General features: G+C 36.0%; 22 protein-coding genes, 1 tRNA gene and 1 riboswitch. Of the genes, 6 read left to right on the forward strand and 17 right to left on the reverse strand.

All coding sequences use genetic code 11. The features are described 5' to 3' along the window. The 4 genes from ACYQ3X_RS06580 to ACYQ3X_RS06595 are packed head-to-tail and all read right to left on the reverse strand — an operon-like array spanning position 1 to position 5,901. Positions 1-216, reverse strand: a complete 216-nt coding sequence (locus ACYQ3X_RS06580) for a hypothetical protein (protein WP_460181011.1) — start codon at positions 214-216, stop codon at positions 1-3. 12 nt (positions 217-228) lie between these two features. Further along, positions 229-324 carry a 30S ribosomal protein bS22 gene (locus ACYQ3X_RS06585; protein ID WP_460181012.1) on the reverse strand — a complete coding sequence of 32 codons (96 nt, stop codon included), beginning with the start codon at positions 322-324 and terminating at the stop codon, positions 229-231. Between the two features lie 5 nt (positions 325-329). Next, entirely contained in the window at positions 330-4,466 is a 4,137-nt protein-coding gene (locus tag ACYQ3X_RS06590; protein WP_460181013.1) for an acyl-CoA dehydratase activase, read from the reverse strand. Then, positions 4,456-5,901 carry a menaquinone biosynthesis decarboxylase gene (locus tag ACYQ3X_RS06595; RefSeq protein WP_460181014.1) on the reverse strand — a complete coding sequence of 482 codons (1,446 nt, stop codon included), beginning with the start codon at positions 5,899-5,901 and terminating at the stop codon, positions 4,456-4,458. The genes ACYQ3X_RS06590 and ACYQ3X_RS06595 overlap by 11 nt, the downstream gene beginning before the upstream one ends. A 73-nt stretch (positions 5,902-5,974) precedes the next feature. Beyond that, positions 5,975-6,080: riboswitch (TPP riboswitch) on the forward strand. Between the two features lie 50 nt (positions 6,081-6,130). Here ACYQ3X_RS06595 and thiS point away from each other — a divergent pair. Genes thiS through thiC form a run of 4 tightly spaced genes read left to right on the forward strand, consistent with a single transcriptional unit; the run spans position 6,131 to position 8,991 of the window. Continuing rightward, a complete protein-coding gene (gene thiS / locus ACYQ3X_RS06600) occupies positions 6,131-6,328 on the forward strand; it encodes a sulfur carrier protein ThiS (protein WP_460181015.1) in 198 nt (65 codons plus the stop codon). 1 nt (position 6,329) lies between these two features. After that, entirely contained in the window at positions 6,330-7,103 is a 774-nt protein-coding gene (locus tag ACYQ3X_RS06605) for a thiazole synthase (RefSeq protein ID WP_460181016.1), read from the forward strand. Then, a complete protein-coding gene (gene thiE, locus ACYQ3X_RS06610) occupies positions 7,100-7,711 on the forward strand; it encodes a thiamine phosphate synthase (RefSeq protein ID WP_460181017.1) in 612 nt (203 codons plus the stop codon). The genes ACYQ3X_RS06605 and thiE overlap by 4 nt, the downstream gene beginning before the upstream one ends. After that, complete coding sequence (gene thiC, locus ACYQ3X_RS06615) at positions 7,708-8,991, forward strand: phosphomethylpyrimidine synthase ThiC (RefSeq protein ID WP_460181018.1); 1,284 nt, start codon at positions 7,708-7,710, stop codon at positions 8,989-8,991. The genes thiE and thiC overlap by 4 nt, the downstream gene beginning before the upstream one ends. Before the next feature lie 28 nt (positions 8,992-9,019). On the opposite strand, the gene ACYQ3X_RS06620 is transcribed toward thiC, so the two are convergent. Then, a complete protein-coding gene (locus tag ACYQ3X_RS06620; protein ID WP_460181019.1) occupies positions 9,020-9,976 on the reverse strand; it encodes an NAD(P)-binding domain-containing protein in 957 nt (318 codons plus the stop codon). A gap of 143 nt (positions 9,977-10,119) precedes the next feature. Here ACYQ3X_RS06620 and ACYQ3X_RS06625 point away from each other — a divergent pair, with 143 nt between their 5' ends. Further along, complete coding sequence (locus tag ACYQ3X_RS06625) at positions 10,120-10,761, forward strand: peroxiredoxin (RefSeq protein WP_460181020.1); 642 nt, start codon at positions 10,120-10,122, stop codon at positions 10,759-10,761. A gap of 158 nt (positions 10,762-10,919) precedes the next feature. Further along, positions 10,920-11,120 (forward strand): heavy-metal-associated domain-containing protein, encoded by a 201-nt coding sequence (locus tag ACYQ3X_RS06630; RefSeq protein WP_460181021.1) that lies wholly within the window; start codon positions 10,920-10,922, stop codon positions 11,118-11,120. Here the strand turns inward: ACYQ3X_RS06630 and pheT are convergent. The 12 genes from pheT to map all read right to left on the reverse strand — a co-directional run bounded on the left by pheT (position 11,117) and on the right by map (position 18,733). Continuing rightward, the gene (pheT, locus tag ACYQ3X_RS06635) at positions 11,117-13,195 is read right to left on the reverse strand and encodes a phenylalanine--tRNA ligase subunit beta (RefSeq protein ID WP_460181022.1); all 2,079 of its coding nucleotides are present in this window, start codon (positions 13,193-13,195) and stop codon (positions 11,117-11,119) included. The two genes, ACYQ3X_RS06630 and pheT, sit on opposite strands and share 4 nt — an antisense overlap. Then, entirely contained in the window at positions 13,195-14,199 is a 1,005-nt protein-coding gene (pheS, locus tag ACYQ3X_RS06640; protein ID WP_460181023.1) for a phenylalanine--tRNA ligase subunit alpha, read from the reverse strand. Before pheS ends, pheT begins: the two co-directional genes overlap by 1 nt. Further along, positions 14,200-14,562, reverse strand: coding sequence for a 50S ribosomal protein L20 (gene rplT, locus ACYQ3X_RS06645; RefSeq protein WP_460181024.1), 363 nt, complete (start codon positions 14,560-14,562; stop codon positions 14,200-14,202). Between the two features lie 54 nt (positions 14,563-14,616). Beyond that, positions 14,617-14,689 (reverse strand) — tRNA-Asn (locus ACYQ3X_RS06650). Positions 14,690-14,742: 53 nt separating this feature from the next. Next, the gene (gene rplQ, locus ACYQ3X_RS06655; RefSeq protein ID WP_460181025.1) at positions 14,743-15,132 is read right to left on the reverse strand and encodes a 50S ribosomal protein L17; all 390 of its coding nucleotides are present in this window, start codon (positions 15,130-15,132) and stop codon (positions 14,743-14,745) included. Between the two features lie 3 nt (positions 15,133-15,135). Further along, positions 15,136-16,167 (reverse strand): DNA-directed RNA polymerase subunit alpha, encoded by a 1,032-nt coding sequence (locus tag ACYQ3X_RS06660; protein ID WP_460181026.1) that lies wholly within the window; start codon positions 16,165-16,167, stop codon positions 15,136-15,138. 26 nt (positions 16,168-16,193) lie between these two features. Next, a complete protein-coding gene (gene rpsD / locus ACYQ3X_RS06665) occupies positions 16,194-16,820 on the reverse strand; it encodes a 30S ribosomal protein S4 (protein WP_460181027.1) in 627 nt (208 codons plus the stop codon). Positions 16,821-16,822: 2 nt separating this feature from the next. Next, positions 16,823-17,209 carry a 30S ribosomal protein S11 gene (gene rpsK, locus ACYQ3X_RS06670; RefSeq protein ID WP_460181028.1) on the reverse strand — a complete coding sequence of 129 codons (387 nt, stop codon included), beginning with the start codon at positions 17,207-17,209 and terminating at the stop codon, positions 16,823-16,825. Between the two features lie 26 nt (positions 17,210-17,235). After that, entirely contained in the window at positions 17,236-17,601 is a 366-nt protein-coding gene (rpsM, locus tag ACYQ3X_RS06675) for a 30S ribosomal protein S13 (RefSeq protein ID WP_460181029.1), read from the reverse strand. Between the two features lie 14 nt (positions 17,602-17,615). Then, a complete protein-coding gene (gene rpmJ, locus ACYQ3X_RS06680) occupies positions 17,616-17,729 on the reverse strand; it encodes a 50S ribosomal protein L36 (protein ID WP_353684018.1) in 114 nt (37 codons plus the stop codon). A gap of 10 nt (positions 17,730-17,739) precedes the next feature. Further along, positions 17,740-17,958 (reverse strand): translation initiation factor IF-1, encoded by a 219-nt coding sequence (infA, locus tag ACYQ3X_RS06685; protein ID WP_460181030.1) that lies wholly within the window; start codon positions 17,956-17,958, stop codon positions 17,740-17,742. Between the two features lie 25 nt (positions 17,959-17,983). Continuing rightward, positions 17,984-18,733 (reverse strand): type I methionyl aminopeptidase, encoded by a 750-nt coding sequence (map, locus tag ACYQ3X_RS06690; RefSeq protein WP_460181031.1) that lies wholly within the window; start codon positions 18,731-18,733, stop codon positions 17,984-17,986. Position 18,734 lies beyond the last annotated feature (1 nt).

The following is an 18,734-nucleotide window of genomic DNA, read 5'->3' on the forward strand; positions in this document are numbered from 1 at the left end:
TTACTCCATTGAGCTGAGTTTTTTCAGAATATCAGGGTACTCTTTCTTAAAATCAGGGAAAACTCTCTTTAAAAACATTTTAATTGCCTTGATTTCAATGGCAATCTCATTGACTTTCTCTAACTTTTTATCAATTTCATCAATCTTTTCTGAAATTACTTTTATTTCAGCTTCTATCAAGGCAATGTTTTCTTTTAAACTCATTAAGTCTTTCATAAAAACTACCTCTTATTTATTTTTTCTTTGAGCTCTCATTTTCTTGCGAAGCTTTCTATATTTGTGTTTTTTTATCTTTTTCTTCCTCCACTTAAGAACACTTCCCACTCAATTCACCTCCTTTTTTTGATTGTTTCTATAAAAGCTTCCAGCCACAGTTCATTCACAGTTGATTTTGTGCCATCATAGGCAAGTGATATAACAGGAATATTATAATCCCTTTGGATAAATCTCAATAAAGCAGTAACTATAGCACCAGGCATGCATCCAAAGGGCATTGCATTAACAATGCCACTTACTCCTTTTTTAATCAAATCAACAGTTTTACCAATACTCAAAACAGTCTCTCCTTCAAAGCTATCAGGAACATATGGTGATGCGAACTTAAAAATTTCATTTATGGAGGGCTCATGTAAAAGCTTTATTGCTCCTTTAAAACCATAAGAAAACTTTCTTTCAACCCTCCACTGGAAAAATTTATTAATAAGAATTTTTATAATAGCAGATTTATCCTTTTTTATCAAGGCTTTTCTTAAAGCCATTTTATTAACATAGTGAATCCATTCTTCAATTGGCGTAAGATAAACCTCTGCGCCTAATGCCTCAAGTCTTCTTATCAGATTCTCATTGGAAAACGAATGAGAACGCACAAATATCTCTCCTACAATTCCAACAAGAGGTTTTTTCTCTTTATATTTTGGGATATTTTCAAAATCCCTCCTCATGCTCTTTAATAGGCTATCAATACAGCCGTTTCTACTCTTTAATGTATCATAAATTTTTGCAAGATATTTTTCATACAAAGCATCTGTTTCACCTTTATTTTTTTCATAAGGTCTTGTCTGTAAAAGCAATTTTGTAAGTAAGCCATAAGCAACAACTCCCTGCCATGCCCTGAGGGAAAACTCTCCTCCTGCAATGTTTAAATCTCTGTAAAACTGAGCATCCTGCTGGGGTGAATAAACAGGAACAGTTTCAAATCCCAATTTTTTAAGCATCATCCTGTGAGAAACATTATACTGACCAAATCTACAAGGACCTGCTCCAGAGGGCATGAAAAATGCTGCCCTCTGAGGATTGAAATCTTTTGAAAAAACGATCTTTAGCATATCACCAAGTGTTACAACATAGGGAAAACATTCTCCTCCTGATACATATTTTCTTGCAAGCTCAACTGACTGCCTGTCAGAAGGAGGCATTACTTCTGCATCAATTCCACAGTAGTTAAAGGCTGCCTTTAAAGCAAAGGCATGTTCAGACATTCTTGGAATGTATATAGTTTTTTTTGACAGGTCTGAACTCTTAATCAATAATGGAATGAATCTTTTTGCTGAATCCTGTTTTTCTATATCTTTTAAACTATCTATAAAAGCCTCAAGTCTTGTAACAACTCCAGCATCAGCACTGTGTTCATCAATTTCAAGTATTAAGTAGGGCTTTTGAGCCATTTCTTCTCTGAAATAATTTATAATGAAGGAGTCAGGTCCGCAGGAAAAGTTGGTTATAAATACAGGATATACTTTGTCCAGCTTATGAATAAATCTTGAAGCTCTTATAATTCTCTGTCCTGAACGCCAGTATAAATTGCTCCAATCATCCTTTATGTTTATTCCCTCAAGTGGAAGCATATCCATTGGAATGGGAAGAACATTAAGACAAGTGAGCTTTCCTGAGATATCAAGGCTAACTGCCTGATCAAAGGAGTTATATGCCCTGCCTAAAATAACTACAGTAGCTTGCTGACCAAGGGATCTGTCCTTTGCTGTCTCAAGAAGCTTTAACCCTTCCTTCTGAAGAGAACTAACAAATTCTCTCTGCTTCTGCTTTGCACTGGCTATTTTTTCATCAATGTTTTTTATTTTTATAATACCCTTAAAAGCCTCAATCAGTTCCTTCTTAAGGTAATCAAATCCCCTTGAGAAATCTATTCTCGGTATAACTATTTTTGCTTCTTTAAATAGCTGTTTGCTTACATAGGGAATTGTCTGCACAAGAGGACACGCAAGACCTCTTTCGTACTCATCATAAAGATTAAGATTTATAAAGCTCGGGAGAAAGATCAAATCAACTCCTTTTTCAATTAAGTCTGCTATGTGTCCATAGGCAACCTTAAGAGGAAAACATGCCTCAGATAAAACCTTTTCAACGCCTTTATTAATAATCTCTTTGTTCGTTTTATCTGAAACCTTTACATTAAAACCAAGCTCCCATAGAAGTGTACTCCAGAAAGGAAGATGGTCATGAAAGAAAAATATGTAAGGTATTCCAATTACAGGTGCTTTTCTATCTTTGTATTGAGTCTCATATTCTTTATGTGCCTTCCATAGTAATTCCTCTCTCAGTTTTACAGGGTCTGGAAGTCTTGAAGCCACATTCTTTTTTTCATATTTCTCGCATCGTCCGCCATAAAAAAAATAGTTTTCTTCACCCTCTATCTTAACCTTGTTTATTTCACAGTAGTTGGCACATCCTTTACATTCAAAGGAAGAGATACTGTAAACTCTATCCTTTAAAGAAAAGCCTTTGAATTTGCTTTCTTTACCGTTTTTCATAAAATCTTTTGCAATCAGTGCTACACCTATTGCACCCATGACTTCATGATGAGGTGGAACAATTAGTTCCAATTCACTATCAACTCTCTCTTTTAAAAAATTCTCAAAGGCTGCAACAACTGCCTTATTAAAAGCAACACCACCCTGAAAGAATATTTTTTTACCAAACTGTTTTCCAGCTAAAACTCTGTTTATGTAGTTTTCCACAATACTGTAACAAAGACCTGCCACAATGTCTTCTTTGCGAGCACCTTTATGAAGGTTTATGACAAGGGAGTTTTCCATAAATACAGTGCATCTTTCACCGAGTTTACAGGGAGTTTTAGAGCTAAAGGCAAGGTTCTGGAACTCCTCAAGGGTTATACCAAGTTTGTCAGCCTGTTCTTCAATAAATGAACCTGTTCCTGCTGCACAGGCTTTATTCATCTCAAAATCAACAACTTTGCCATCTTGAAGCCTTATATATTTTGAATCCTGTCCACCAATCTCAAAAATTGTGTCAATGCTTGGATCAAAATGAATTGCACCTCTGGCATGGGCTGTTATTTCATTTTTTACCACATCTGCGCCTACAAAATCTGCAATCATATAACGACCCGAACCTGTAACACCAACACCTTTTATATGGATATTCTGAATTTCTTTGCTTATCTCACTTAAGCCTCTTTTTACTGCATCAATTGGTTTTCCTGCTGTGGCAAGATATTTTTTTGTGATAATCCTGCCCTGTTCATCTATGAGAACAATGTTTGTGCTTACAGAACCAACATCAATACCAAGATAGGCATGCTGAGGATGATAGCTGAGGGATGATGGCTGAAGGCTGAAGTGAGAAAAGAAAGTTTTAAGTGGAGCAAGACCGTATTCAATATCTGCTTTTATCTGACTGATTTTTTCAATAATTGCCTCACTTAGATAAACTCCATCTTTTTGAGCCTTAATTGCTGCACCAATTGCACCTGTCACCTCAAAGTGCTCTGGTATGAGTATTTCATCTATTCCAAGCACCTTTTTAAAAGCCATTATCATTCCCTTGTTTGCTGCAACTCCACCCTGAAATGAAACCTCTTTTTCAATGCTTCTACCCTTAAACATCGTTGCCTTGAAGTTTCTTGCAAGGGCAAAACACAATCCTGCAATTATGTCTTCCACTGGAGTTGCAATCTGCTGAAGATGAATCATGTCTGACTTGGCAAAAACACTGCAACGACCAGCGATCTTTGATGGTCTTTTTGATTTTGTGGCAAGCTCACTGAACTCTTCTATTGTAAGCCCCATTCTTTCTGCCTGCTGTTCAAGAAAAGAGCCTGTTCCTGCTGCACATATGCTGTTAAGAGAGAAATCCTTTATTCTTCCTCCTTTATCAAGAAAGATAAGCTTTGAATCCTCTCCACCGATTTCAATAATAGTTCTTACTTGAGGATAGAAAAATGATGTTGCCGTTGCCTGTGACACAATCTCATTTACATAAGGTGCACCAGAAGTTTTTGCAATAAATCTTCCTGAGACCCCTGTAAAACATAGCTTTAAATTACTGTATCTAAAGATAATCTCGCTTAAAATACGGGATACTATATCAGCAGGCTTTCCAAAATGTTTCAGATATAACTTTTCAAGAATTTTAAAATCCCTATCAACAACTGCTATCTTGGCTGTCTCACTTCCTATGTCAATACCAAGATAAAAGTCAGAACCCATACTCATGCCATCTTTTAGTAACAAGCTCTTTTATTTCTTCTGCCTGAGTAATCTCTTCTGGCCAGTCTCTCATCATTCCTTCTTCACGGGTTTTGCGGGTTGCATCAATGCCCATTTTACCGCCAAATCTTGCCATACTTGATGCATGGTCAAGCTCATCAACAGGACCTTCTGAGATTATTACATCTCTTCTCCAGTCCACATTATTAAGAACCTTCCATGCAGTAGTTGATAAATCCTGAACATTAACATCTTCATCCACGACAATTATAAGCTTTGAAAACATCATTTGTCCCATTCCCCATAATCCGTGAATTATTTTTTTTCCATGCCCTGGATACTGCTTTTTTATTGAAACTATGGCAGCATTATGAAAGACTCCTTCCATGGGAAGATTCATATCTACAATCTCGGGAAATTGCATCCTGAGCAAAGGCAAGAAAATTCTTTCAGTAGCCTTTCCCATATAACAGTCTTCCATAGGAGGCTTTCCAACAACTGTTGCAGGATATATGGGCGATTTTCTATGAGTAATGCAGGTTACATGAAAAACAGGGAATTTATCTACCGGAGAGTAAAAACCTGTATGATCGCCAAAAGGTCCTTCATCCCTTAATTCATCAGGCTCTACATAACCTTCAAGGACTATCTCAGAATTTGCAGGCACTTCTATATCAGAAGTTATACACTTAACCATCTCAACAGGGCTTTTTCTTAAAAATCCAGCAAAAACCATTTCATCAACTCCATAGGGAAGAGGTGCTGTAGCAGAATAAATAACTGCTGGGTCAGAACCAATGGCAACAGCAACTGGCATTGTCCTGCCAAGTTCTTTATATTTTCTGAAATGTACTGCTCCATCTTTATGAATATGCCAGTGCATGCCTGTTGTTTTTTCATCATAAACATGCATGCGATACATTCCGCAGTTCTGTTTGCCTGTTTCAGGATCACGGGTAAAGACCATGGGAAATGTAATAAATCTTCCTCCATCCTTAGGCCAGGTTTTAAGAATAGGAAGCTTGCTTAAGTCAGCATCATGATTGATAACCTCCTGACATGGTGCTTTGTTTACTCTTTTTGGCAGGTATTTGCTAATCTCAATCAGTTCAAAAACTGCTTTTATCTTTTCTTTCAAAGTCTTTGGTGGAGTCTGATTGAGAAGTTTTTCAATTCTTTTACCAACATCATCAAGGTTTTCAACCTCAAGGGCAAGACACATTCTCTCAAAGGAGCCGAAAATATTGGTTACTACAGGTATGGATGAGCCTTTAACCCTTTCAAAAAACAAAGCCTTTCCACCGTTTGCAGATTTGCACATTCTATCAGTAATCTCAGCAATCTCAAGAACAGGATCAACCTCTACCTTAACTCTATGAAGCAATCCTTTTTTTTCAAGCACGTGCAGAAATTCTCTTAAATCTCTATAAGCCATATAAAGTTATTATCCATACTCATGTAAAATTCTGTCAATCATTGACAGAGTCAGTTATAAATTTATACAATTAATTAATCCCTGGGGGAGGTCAAAGGACCTGAGAGTTCCCGATGAGGGAAGACCCCTTGAACCTGATCCGGGTAATGCCGGCGTAGGGAAAGGGAGAGACTGAGCTAAAACCAGCCTCTATCCTTCAGGGATAGAGGTTTTTTGTTTTGGAGGTTTTATGAAGGTAAGGGTAAATGGCAGTGAGATGGATGTGAAAGCAACTACAATAGCAGAGCTTTTAGAAGAGCTTGAAATAAATCCTCAGAGGGTTGTTGTTGAGGTTAATCTTGAAATAATTAAAAGAGACAGATTCAGTGAGCACAAAATAAAAGAAGGCGACTCAATTGAGATCGTCAATTTTGTGGGAGGAGGATAAAATGAATGACCCATTAATTATCAGAGGAATTGAGTTTAAGTCAAGGCTATGGGTTGGAACAGGCAAATACAAAAATTTTGAGGAAACTGCCCGTGCAATTGAAGCTTCTGGAACAGATGTGGTAACAGTGGCAGTAAGAAGAGTAAATATAATAGACAGAACAAAGGAAAATCTTCTTGACTACATTGATCCAAAAAAATACAAAATTCTTCCCAATACTGCAGGTTGTTACACAGTGGAAGATGCCCTGAGATATGCAAGACTGGCAAGAGAAGCAGGGGTTTCAGATATGGTTAAGCTTGAGGTAATTGGTGATGAAAAAACACTTTTCCCTGATGTATGCGGGCTTCTTAAGGCAACGGAGATTCTTGCAAAGGAAGGCTTTATTGTTTTTCCATACACAAATGATGATCCTATTACAGCAAAAAGACTTGTTGATGCAGGTGCTGCAGCAGTTATGCCTCTTGGTGCGCCCATTGGCTCAGGGCTTGGAATAAGAAATCCCTACAATATAAAGATAATTCTTGAAACTGTAAATGTTCCTGTAATTGTTGATGCAGGAGTGGGTACAGCCTCTGATGTATCCATTGCTATGGAGCTTGGCTGTGATGCAGTTTTGGTAAACACTGCCATTGCAGGTGCTAAAGATCCAATTATGATGGCTCAAGCACTGAAACATGCTTGTATTGCTGGAAGGCTTGCATACAAGGCAGGAAGAATTCCAAAGAAGCTCTATGCCTCTGCAAGTTCGCCAATTGAAGGAATGCTTATATGAAGCATAAGCTTTATCTCATAGGTGACAGAAAGCTCTTTTCCCATGAAGAAGCCTTTTTAGATGCAGTTGAAAGGGCTGTTAAGGCAGGTGTTAAAGCTTTTCAGCTAAGGGAAAAGGATTTGACTGCAAAGGAGCTTTATTTTCTTGCAAAAAAAATGCGTGAGATAACAAAAAGAAATGATGCTTTGCTATTTATAAATGACAGGATTGACATAGCTCTTAGTGTGGATGCTGATGGAGTGCATCTCCCTCAAAGTGGTTTTCCTGCTCATGTTGTAAGAAAGGTATGGAAGGATAGATTTATCATAGGTGTATCAACCCATTCAGTTGAGGAAGCAAGAGAAGCCTCAGAGTGGGCTAATTTTATAACCTTTAGCCCAGTTTTTTATACTCCGATGAAGGGAAAACCACAGGGAGTGGAGAAGTTAAAAGAGATAAAAGAGGCTGTTAAATGCAAAGTTTTTGCTCTTGGAGGAATTAAGCTTGAAAATCTCCATGAAGTAATGCCTTACTGCGATGGGATTGCCATGATTAGCGGAATTTTAGGACAGAAGGACATTGAAGGAACAGTGAAAAAATTAAATGAAATTTTAGGAGAAAAGCCATGACAAGAATTGAGTTAGCAAAAAAGGGAATAATCACCGATGAAGTAAAGGAAGTTGCAAAAGAGGAAGGCATCTTGCCTGAAATGCTTTCTCAGAATATAGCAGAAGGAAAGGCAGTTATAACAAGAAATGCTCTTCATAATATAAAGCCTCTTGGAATAGGAAAGGGACTAAGAACTAAGATAAATGTCAATATTGGAACGTCCAAAGATAAAACAGACATCAATGAAGAGCTTGAAAAGCTTGAAATAGCTGTCAAATACGGTGCTGATGCAGTAATGGATCTTTCCACAGGAGGTCCTCTTACAGAGATAAGAAGAGCAGTTATAAAGCATTCTCCTGTAAGCATTGGAACTGTTCCAGTTTATGAAGTTGCTGTAAGAGCAATTGAAAAGTATGGAAGCATAGTAAAAATGACTGTTGATGATATATTTGAAGTAATTGAGGAGCATGCAAAAGATGGAGTAGATTTTGTAACAGTTCACTGCGGTGTCACCATGAAGATTGTTGAGATGCTTAAATCTGGTGAGAGAATTTTACCAATTGTAAGCAGAGGAGGCTCAATCCTTGCGGACTGGATGTGTTATCATGGAAGAGAAAATCCCCTTTATGAGCAGTTTGACAGACTTCTTGAGATTGCTAAAAAATATGACCTTACACTTAGTCTTGGAGATGGATTAAGACCTGGATGCCTTGCTGATGCAACAGACAAATATCAGTTAATGGAACTTATAACAATTGGCAAACTGAAGGAAATAGCTGTATCAGAAGGAGTTCAATGCATAATTGAAGGACCTGGACATCTTCCTTTGAATCATGTGGAGACAAACATTAAACTTCAGAAAAGCATATGCAGGGAAGCACCTTTTTATGTTCTTGGTCCTCTTGTAACAGACTCTGCAATGGGTTATGACCATATTGCAGCAGCAATTGGCGGAGCTGTTGCAGGAATGTATGGTGCTGATTTTCTATGCTATGTTACTCCTTCAGAGCATATAAGGCTTCCTGATAAGGAAGATGTAAAAGAAGGTGTTATTGCATCAAAGATTGCTGCCCATGCAGCAGACCTTGCAAAGGGTTTACCTCAAGCATGGCAGAGAGACAACAAAATGGCAGAGGCAAGAAGAAACTTTGACTGGCAGACTCAGATTGCTCTGTCCTTTGATCCTGAAAAAGTAAGCTCCATGCGCTCTGAAAGACCACCTTTTGAGGATGAAAGGGTCTGTAGCATGTGCGGTGAGTTCTGTGCAATAAAGATTTCACGGAGGGCTGTGGAACTTTAAACTTTGAGCTTTGAACTTTGAATTATACTTATAAATAAGCGTGATACTTCTCAATAATTCTTTTTACAGCCTTATGAGCTGAATTAAATGCATGAATTATACTTCCTCTCTTTACTGCTATATCACCAATAAGGAATACTCTTTCAAGATTGCTTTCTCCAAATTCATCAATCTCCGGGATTGAATCTTTAAATTTTATCCCCATTTTCTCAAGAAAGTTTCTTGGTGTGCTTCCTCCAAGACAGTAAAAAATCTTTGAAAATACATCAGTATGTCCATCAGTGAAAATTACTTTTACTCCTTCCTTTTCAGACTCCAGTGCTTTTATCTCTGAACCCAAAAAAAAGGTTATTTTATCTTTTCTTTTTTCAAGCTCTCTAAGGTTTTCTTCATTTATCCTGAAAAATTCAGGTCTTCGGTATGATAAATATACCTCACATTTTCCTGATAAAATACAGGCAAGTTCAGCTGCTGTATTACCTCCTCCCACCACTAATATTTTTTCTCCTTCAGGCAACTCTCCTGGAAGTTCAAAAAAAACTCTGTTTTTTACTTCTTCAGGAATTGGATATGATGGCTTTTTAGGCTTATCAAAAACTCCTGTAGCAATAACCACCACATACGCTCTGGCAACAGGATATAGTGCAGCTTTAATAATATAAAATTCTCCATCCTTGTGCAACCCATTAACTTCTGTGTTATAAACAATTTCTACCTGATAATCTCTGATGTATTTTTCCATCCGTTCAAGAAATTTCTCTTTAGTTTCTGTTTCAAAAAAACAGACTCCCTCTGAATTTATGCTCATGCCTTTATAATTCCTATCCACTCTTTTACCTTCAGGATAAAGCCTTCGTATTGTGTAACAAAAATTACTAGCTTTCTCAAAAACTGCAATATTTTTTATGCCTGCAGTTTTCAATTCTACTGCTGCAGCAATACCTGCAGGACCTGCGCCAATTATCGCAACTGATACCTCTTTCATAAGTTTTTATTATACCTTAAAAAACCTGCTTCTTTACAGATGTGAAAAGTTTTTTCCAGGTTCATTTTAAAATTTTAAAATATTGACTTTTTTATAATTATTATTTTATAATTATTTTAAAATAAAATTTGGAGGTGGAAAAAATGGATGTAAGAATGCCTTTATTAGGCGAGAAAATTGAAAACAGAAAAGTGAAAACAACACATGGAATCATTAATTTCCCTGATGATTATGCAGGAAAATGGGTAGTTTTGTTCAGTCATCCAGCGGATTTTACACCTGTTTGCACAACAGAGTTTGTTGCTTTCCAGAAGCGAATTGATGAATTCAAAGGATTAAATTGTGAACTTGTTGGACTTTCAATTGATCAGGTATTTTCTCACATCAAATGGATTGAATGGATCAAAGAAAAACTCGGAGTGGAAATAACCTTTCCAATTATTGCAGATGACATGGGAGAAACAGCAAAATCTTTTGGAATGATTTCACCGGCAAAAGGGACAAATACAATCAGAGCTGTCTTTGTTATTGATCCTCAGGGTGTTTTAAGACTTGTGCTTTATTATCCTCAGGAAGTGGGCAGAAACATTGATGAGATTGTTAGAGCAGTAAAGGCTTTACAAACATCTGATGCTAACAAGGTTGCAATACCTGCAGGATGGCCTAATAATGAGTTAATTGGAGACAAGGTGATCATTCCACCAGCTTCTGATGTGAAAACAGCTCAAGAAAGAGTTAAGCAGTATGAAAATTTTGATTGGTGGTTTTGCTATAAAAAATTATAGAATCATTGAGCCTGCTTATGCAGGCTCTTTCTTAAAAATTCTTACCTGATTTTTATTATTTATCCTCTGAAAAATTCACAACAACAAACAGAAAAAGTTTAATTTAAACTATTAAAAAAAATGATAAAATAAAAAAACATATCAAAAGGAGAGAAAAAATGAAGAAGATGAAAATATTTATTGAAGGAATGAGTTGTGAACATTGTATTAAAAGAGTTTCTCAGGCACTTGAAAAAGCAGGGGTTGCAGAAGCAGATGTAAAAATCGGAGAAGCTACGATTGTTTTTGATGAAAACAAAACAAATCTTGCAAGGATTGCAAAAGCTATTGAGGAAGCAGGTTATAAGCTTAAAAATTAGGCTCTGACAGTAGCTCCTGTTTCAGCAATAATTTTTTCTATTAACTGACCATGAAGTCGTTCAATCTCCTCTGCAGTTAATGTCCTGTCAAAGGCTCTATAAGTTATCCTGAAGGCTATACTTTTACAGCCTTCAGGAATTCCTTTACCTTGATATACATCAAAGATAAAGACATCCTCAATAAGTTCACTGCCATAAGAACTTACAACATCAAGTATTTTCTGTGATTCAAAATCAATGGGTAGTATTAATGCCACATCTCTTTTAACTGGAGGATATGTGGAAAAAGGTTTATATTTTATTTCTGTCTGAACAAATGAAAACAGCTTATCAAGGTCAAGCTCTGTCATGCATATGAATGGCTTTGTCTTAAAATCAAGTTTTGATAAAACCATTGGAGAAATAACTCCCATGAATCCAATTTTTTCACCCTTTACAAAAATATCCGCTGATTGTCCAGTATGTAAAAATGTCTCTTTAGATCTGATATATTGAACATTGTTTATTTTGAAATACCTGAAAACTCCGTCAATTAAACCCTTCATAGCATAAAAATCATAGGGATCATCTTTAAAGGGAGATTTAAAATCCTCTTTCTTGGTTATTATGGCAAGATGAATAGGTTCTTCAGGAAGAGAGGAGCTGTCCTGAGCTATAAATACTTTTCCTATCTCAAAAAGTTTTAGATTTTCTATACCACGGGCAGTATTTTTTTCAGTATTCTTCAATAAATTTGGAAGAAGCATGGTTCGCATTATTGATTCTTCCTGCCTTAAAGGATTAAGAAGTGAGATAAACTTTCTTCTTCTGTCATTTTCTGGAATTTCAAATAAATCAAGATCATTAGTTGACATAAAGCTGAAATTAACAGCCTCGCTGAAACCAAGAGAAATCATGTAATTTCTTAAAAGATTTAAAAACTTTCTTTTTTTTGAAAGTTCATAGTTTTCTTCAACATATTTAAATACCTGAGGTAGCTCAGCAGGAATTCTATCATAGCCATAAATTCTTGCTACTTCCTCTGCAATATCTTCTTCAATTAATATATCCTGTCTGTGAGATGGAATTTTAGCGATATAAAGCTCTGAGTCCTTTTTTCTAACTTCTATTTCAAGAAGTTCAAGGATTTTTAAGATTTCCTCGTCTGAAAGATTGAGACCTAAAAAGTTACGAATTTTTTCTGTGTTAAACAGAACTTCTCTCACTGGAATTTTTACTGGATAAACATCTATGGGCTCATAGATTTCACCACCTGCAATCTGCTGAATTAAAAAAGCTGCCCTGTCAAGAGCTTCCTTAAGAGCCTCTATATCAGTGCCTCTTTCAAATCTATAAGAGGCTTCAGTGGAAAGTCCGAGTTTTTTTGATGTCTTTCTTATTCTTTCAGGCTTAAAATAAGCACTCTCAAGAAGAATATTGACAGTTTTATCACTAACCTCAGTATTTGCACCACCCATAATTCCTGCAATTGCAACAGGTTTTACTCCATCCCAGATTAAAAGGTCATACAAGCCAAGCTTTCTTTTTACTCCATCAAGAGTGGTAATTTCAACAGAATCCATACCAAAATCTTCCGCAGTTCCAACTCTGATTTGCTTTCCTTCAAGAAGGTCAAGATCAAAAGCATGAAGAGGATGACCATATTCGAGAAGAACATAGTTTGTAACATCAACAACATTGTTTATTGAACGAATTCCTGATGCCTCAAGCCGTTTTTTTAACCAATCAGGTGAGGAAGCAATCTTTACATTCCTGATAATTCTTCCTGCATATCTGAAACAGAGGTTTTGATTAGCAATAGAAATTTTAAAATTCGGTTCTTTCAACTCCTTTTGAATTTTAAAATTTGGTTTTTTGAGTTTTAATCCGAAGATGGCTTTAATCTCTCTTGCTATTCCAATGAGACTAAGACAGTCTGCTCTATTAGGTGTTATTTCAAGATCAAGAACCGCATCTCCTTGAAAATCTTCAACTGCTCCCACTTCAACTCCTGCCATTGTAAGGGAATCAATAACTTTTTTTAATTCTATCTCTCCCTCAATGTATTCTTTTAACCAGCTAAATAGAACTTTCATCAGAATTGCCTCAAAAATCTTATGTCATTTTCAAAGAATAATCTTATATCATCTATTCCATATTTAAGCATTGTAAGCCTTTCAACGCCCATTCCAAAAGCAAAGCCTTTGTATTTTCCTTCAGGATATCCTGCAAACTTAAATACATTGGGATGAACCATTCCAGCACCAAGAACTTCAAGCCATCCACTGCCCTTACAAACCCTGCATCCAACTCCACCGCAAATAATACAGCCAATGTCTATCTCTGTTGAAGGCTCTGTAAAAGGGAAAAAACTTGGTCTAAATCTTATGGGAATGTTTCCAAAAAGTCTTCTTAAAAAATAAACAAGTACGCCTTTTAAATGGGAAAAGGAGACATTTTCGTCAACCATTAAACCTTCAACCTGATGAAACATTGGAGTATGTGTTACATCTGAGTCACAACGATAAACCTTTCCAGGAGAAATAAACCTGAGCGGAGGCTTTTTCTTTTCCATAACTCTTACCTGAACAGGTGAAGTATGAGTTCTTAAAACAACATCTTCACTTACATAAAAAGTATCTTGCATGTCTCTGGCAGGATGGTTCTTTGGAATGTTTAATGCTTCAAAGTTATAATAATCAAGCTCTACTTCAGGACCTTCTTCAACAGTAAAACCCAGTTCCATGAAGATGTCTATGATTTCCAGAAGAGTTTTGTTGACTGGATGACTTCCACCAGAGTAAAAATCCTTTCCTGGTAGTGTGATATCAATGAATTCTCTTTTTAAAACCTCTGATATTTCCCTGCGTTTAAGTTCTTCTTCTTTGTTTTTAATAGTTTCTTCAATAAAATTTTTAAGTTCATTGAGGATTTTTCCCTGTGATTTTCTTTCTTCCGGTGGAAGTTTTCCTAAATTTTTGATTTTTTCTGTAATTATACCCTTTTTACCAATATATTTTGCTTTTAGATTAAAAAGTTCAACAGCAGAATTAACCTCATTTATTTCTTTTACAAAGGCTTGTGCTAAAGGATCTTGCATTTATGCTACTTTTACAAAGGGTTTTACCTTTTCTACAAGTGCTCCAAAAGCATTTATATCATTGTAAGCAATATCAGCAAGAGCTTTTCTGTTAAGTAAAATATTAGCCTTTTTAAGTCCATTAATGAATTGATTATAGGTAAGACCAAACATTCTTGCAGCGGCATTTATTCTTGTAATCCAGAGAGCTCTGAAATCTCTCTTTTTAAGTCTTCTGTCTTTATATGCATGTTCTAATGCCTTTTCTACTGCTTTGGCAGCCACTTTATATGAGCGATGTCTGCCACTGTAGTATCCTTTAGCCATTGAAAGCACTTTTTTATGATATCTTCTTGTTTTAAATCCACCTTTTGCTCTTGGCATCTATTCCTCCATTAATTTTAATTAATTAAGAATATTCAAAAAATAAAATTTAAACTCCTGGGGAGGGATTCGAACCCCCGACCAAGTGGTTAACAGCCACCCGCTCTGCCGGCTGAGCTACCCAGGAATTATTTAAAGTTATCAAATTTTGCTAAGTTATGTCAAATTTCAAAAGCTCTGTTATTCTGATTTTTTCTCTTCTTTTTCAGGTTTCTTATAATCTACAAATTCCAGTATTGCCATTGGTGCACTGTCTTTAATTCTAAATCCTGTTCTTACAACTCTTACATATCCACCATTTCGGTCTGCGAAGCGAGGTGCAATCTCTGTAAAAAGCTTTCTTATTAAATCTTTATCCGGCAAATAACTGAGTGCAAGCCTTCTTGAGTGCAGATCCCCTCTTTTCCCAAAGGTAACAAGTCTATCAGCAAGCTCTTTAACAGCTTTTGCCTTGGCAACAGTTGTTTCAATTCTTTCATATTTAATAAGAGAAGCCAGAAGTCCTCTAAGAAGAGCCTTTCTCTGATTTGCTGTTCTTCCAAAATGTCTTCCATCAACTCTATGTCTCATCCATTACCCCCTCTGAGCTTTTTCCTTAAATTTTTCAAGTAAATCTTGATTTATTCTCATTCCCAGCTTTAAACCTAATTTGCTCAATACTTCCTTTATTTCCTCCAGTGAGCGCTTACCAAAGTTTTTTGTTTTTAACAACTCATTTTCATTCTTCTGAACAAGTTCAGCAATAGTGTTTATTCCTGCGCTCTTTAAACAATTATACGCTCTCACAGATAATTCAAGATCTTCAATTGGTTTAAAAATATTTTCATTTAGTGTATCAAATGTTAAACTTTCTTCTATATCAGTAACATCCTCTTCTGACTGTTCATTTTGAATTTCAGATTCTTTGAAAAAAATTAGATACTCAAAATGTTTGATCAATATGTTAGATGCCTCGCTGATTGCTCTCTCAGGAGTTATACTTCCATCAGTCCATATCTCTAAAATCAATCTATCATAATCTGTAAGTTCTCCAACTCTGGTCTTTTCCACTCTAAAATTGACTTTTTTAATGGGGCTGAATATAGCATCAACAGTAATCGCATCTACAGGCAAATCCTCATCTTTAATTATCTCTGAAGGAACATATCCCCTGCCTCTACTCAAATAAAGAGTCATCTCCAGTGAAGCATCCTGGTCAAGGGAACAAATATATTGGGATTTATTCAAAACTTCATATGTTCCATCTGTTTGAATAGCTTCTGCAGTAACTTCAGCTGGTCCTTTTACATTAAGGGTAGCTATTTTTTTATCAGCACTCTGAGAATAGTATTTAAATCTTAATTTTTTAACATTTAAAACAATATCTAATATGTCTTCCTTTACCCCTTTTATTGAGCTAAACTCATGTAGAACACCATTTATTCTTATGGCATAAACTGCTGCTCCTTCCAAAGAAGAAAGCAACACTCTTCTTAATGAATTGCCCAGTGTTATTCCATATCCTCTTTCAAGGGGCTCTATTATAAGCTTTCCATATGTATTGGTCAAAGTTTCCTGCTCAAATGCAACTTTTTTGGGCATTTGAAATTCTTTATATAAATTCATTTACTGCCTCCCAATTTTTATGTAAATTATTTTGAATAAAACTCTACAATTAACTGTTCCTGCACTGGAAGCTGTATTTCATCTCTTTCTGGAAGTCTCACAAATTTGCCTTTCATTTCTTCAATATTCACTTCCACCCATTCAGGGAATCCTCTCTGCTCAGCTAAAGCAAGGCTTTCTTTGATTATCTCTAATTCTTTACCTGACTGAATGATTTCAATTATATCTCCAGGTCTTACCAAATAAGAGGGAATATCAACTTTTCTGCCATTAACTATAAAATATCCATGGTTTACTAACTGCCTTGCCTGTCTTCTGTTTAAAGCAAATCCCATCCTGTAAACCACATTATCAAGTCTTCTTTCAAGAAGTTTCAATAGATTTTCACCAGTAACACCCTTCATTTTAGTGGCTTTTTCAAAGTAGTTCTTAAACTGCCTTTCCATAACACCATAAATTCTCTTGACTTTCTGTTTTTCTCTCAACTGTAATCCATAATCTGACAGTTTACCTCTGTTATGTCCGTGTTGCCCAGGAGGATATTTTCTTCTTTCAAAGGCACATTTTTCTGTATAGCATCGTGTACCTTTTAGAAATAGCTTCATACCTTCTCTTCTGCAAAGTCTACAAAGAGGACCTGTATATCTTGCCATTTTTAAACCCTCCTTCTTTTTGGAGGTCTGCACCCATTATGAGGCACAGGGGTTACATCTTTAATTAAGTTAATTTCAAGCCCTGCTGCCTGTAGTGCTCTTATTGCTGTTTCTCTTCCTGCTCCAGGACCCTTAATTAAAACATCTATCTGCTTCATTCCCATCTCTATAGCTCTCTTTGCGACTGTCTCTGCTGCTATCTGAGCTGCATAAGGAGTTCCTTTTCTTGAACCCTTAAAGCCACAACTACCTGCAGAAGCCCATGCTACAACATTACCGTTTGGATCTGTGATTGTTATTATTGTATTATTAAAACTCGTCTGAACATGAGCCACTCCATATGGAACATTCTTTTTAACTTTTTTTATACCTTTTCTTTTCTGTGCCATTAATTTATATAACCTCCTTTAATTTTTTATTTTTTCTTCATAATCTTTCTTCTTGGACCTTTGCGAGTTCTTGCATTTGTGCGTGTCCTCTGTCCCCTTACAGGCAAATTAGCCATATGTCTCAGTCCTCTATAACAGCCTATATCCATTAATCTTTTTATATTCATGGATATTTCTTTTCTGAGCTCACCTTCAACCTTGTAGTTTCTCTCTATCTCACCTCTGATTTTTACTATTTCTTCATCTGTAAGGTCTTTTACTCTTTTGTCAGGATCCACTCCTGTTTCTTTCAATATTTTATTTGACAAGCTTCTGCCTATGCCGAAAATTCTTGTTAATCCGATTTCAACCCTTTCATTTTTTGGTATATCAACGCCTGCTATTCTTGCCATATTACGCTCCTTTCTTATCCCTGTCTTTGTTTATGCTTTGGATTTTCACAGATAACTCTAATAACTCCTTTTCTTTTAATTATCTTACACTTTGAACAAATCTTTTTTACTGAGGCTCTTACTTTCAATTGACACCTCCTATTTAAATCTATAAATTATTCTACCTTTGGTAAGGTCATAGGGAGATATTTCAACCAGGACTTTATCGCCTGGTAAAATTTTTATAAAATGCATTCTCATTTTCCCAGAAACATAAGCAAGTATAACATGGCCATTTTCAAGCCTTACCCTGAACATAGCATTAGGTAAAGCTTCCTCAATGATTCCTTGCATTTCTATATGTTCTTCTTTCGGCATATAACTTGTTAATATATCTATATTTTTATAGTTTAGTCAAGATTTCTGGTTCACCTTCAGTAATTGCAATAGTATGCTCAAAGTGAGCAGAAAGAGAACCATCTTTGGTAACAGCTGTCCAGCCATCTGAAAGAATTTCTACTTCATATGTCCCTGCATTGACCATTGGTTCAATAGCAAGAGTCATACCTTTTTTCAGTTTTGGACCAACTCCTTTTGCGCCAAAATTTGGAATCTGAGGCTCTTCATGAAGAGACCTTCCTATCCCATGACCTACAAAGGCTCGCACAACTGAAAATCCATTAGATTCAACATGCATCTGTATAGCATTAGATATATCACCAATTCTTTTGCCAGGAATTGCTTCAGCAATTCCTTTATATAATGCTTCTTCTGTAATTTTAAGTAGTTTCTGAGCCTCCTCTGAAATCCTGCCAACAGGATAGGTATATGCAGCATCACCATAAAAGCTTTCACACAAAACTCCTACATCAACGCTTATGATATCTCCTTCTTTAACAAAAACTTTTTCTGATGGTATTCCATGAACAACCTGCTCATTTATTGAAATACAAGCACTGGCAGGATAACCTCTGTAACCTTTAAATGCAGGAATTCCTCCCATCTTAATTATCAAATTTTCAATAAATTGCTCTATATGCTTTGTTGTCAATCCTTCTTTAATATATGTTTTAAGCTCATCAAGAACTGTTGCCACTATCCGGCAGGATTTCCGCATTTTTTGTAGTTCTTCAGGGCTTTTTATTATAATCACT

This window comes from Thermodesulfovibrio sp. TK110, assembly GCF_054658355.1.

Excerpts from the sequence above, each read along its gene's own strand:
- ACYQ3X_RS06630 (WP_460181021.1), top strand. The coding sequence starts at position 10,920 with ATGAAGAAGATGAAAATATTTATTGAAGGAATGAGTTGTGAACATTGT.
- rpsM (WP_460181029.1), bottom strand. The coding sequence starts at position 17,601 with ATGGCAAGAATAGCAGGCGTTGATATACCAAAAAATGAAAGGGTTGAA.
- rpsD (WP_460181027.1), bottom strand. The coding sequence starts at position 16,820 with ATGGCAAGATATACAGGTCCTCTTTGTAGACTTTGCAGAAGAGAAGGT.
- ACYQ3X_RS06625 (WP_460181020.1), top strand. The coding sequence starts at position 10,120 with ATGGATGTAAGAATGCCTTTATTAGGCGAGAAAATTGAAAACAGAAAA.
- pheS (WP_460181023.1), bottom strand. The coding sequence starts at position 14,199 with ATGCAAGATCCTTTAGCACAAGCCTTTGTAAAAGAAATAAATGAGGTT.
- ACYQ3X_RS06660 (WP_460181026.1), bottom strand. The coding sequence starts at position 16,167 with ATGAATTTATATAAAGAATTTCAAATGCCCAAAAAAGTTGCATTTGAG.
- pheT (WP_460181022.1), bottom strand. The coding sequence starts at position 13,195 with ATGAAAGTTCTATTTAGCTGGTTAAAAGAATACATTGAGGGAGAGATA.
- ACYQ3X_RS06620 (WP_460181019.1), bottom strand. The coding sequence starts at position 9,976 with ATGAAAGAGGTATCAGTTGCGATAATTGGCGCAGGTCCTGCAGGTATT.
- thiS (WP_460181015.1), top strand. The coding sequence starts at position 6,131 with ATGAAGGTAAGGGTAAATGGCAGTGAGATGGATGTGAAAGCAACTACA.
- thiC (WP_460181018.1), top strand. The coding sequence starts at position 7,708 with ATGACAAGAATTGAGTTAGCAAAAAAGGGAATAATCACCGATGAAGTA.
- rplQ (WP_460181025.1), bottom strand. The coding sequence starts at position 15,132 with ATGAGACATAGAGTTGATGGAAGACATTTTGGAAGAACAGCAAATCAG.
- thiE (WP_460181017.1), top strand. The coding sequence starts at position 7,100 with ATGAAGCATAAGCTTTATCTCATAGGTGACAGAAAGCTCTTTTCCCAT.
- ACYQ3X_RS06580 (WP_460181011.1), bottom strand. The coding sequence starts at position 216 with ATGAAAGACTTAATGAGTTTAAAAGAAAACATTGCCTTGATAGAAGCT.
- rpsK (WP_460181028.1), bottom strand. The coding sequence starts at position 17,209 with ATGGCACAGAAAAGAAAAGGTATAAAAAAAGTTAAAAAGAATGTTCCA.
- ACYQ3X_RS06605 (WP_460181016.1), top strand. The coding sequence starts at position 6,330 with ATGAATGACCCATTAATTATCAGAGGAATTGAGTTTAAGTCAAGGCTA.
- infA (WP_460181030.1), bottom strand. The coding sequence starts at position 17,958 with ATGCCGAAAGAAGAACATATAGAAATGCAAGGAATCATTGAGGAAGCT.
- rplT (WP_460181024.1), bottom strand. The coding sequence starts at position 14,562 with ATGCCAAGAGCAAAAGGTGGATTTAAAACAAGAAGATATCATAAAAAA.
- ACYQ3X_RS06595 (WP_460181014.1), bottom strand. The coding sequence starts at position 5,901 with ATGGCTTATAGAGATTTAAGAGAATTTCTGCACGTGCTTGAAAAAAAA.
- ACYQ3X_RS06590 (WP_460181013.1), bottom strand. The coding sequence starts at position 4,466 with ATGGGTTCTGACTTTTATCTTGGTATTGACATAGGAAGTGAGACAGCC.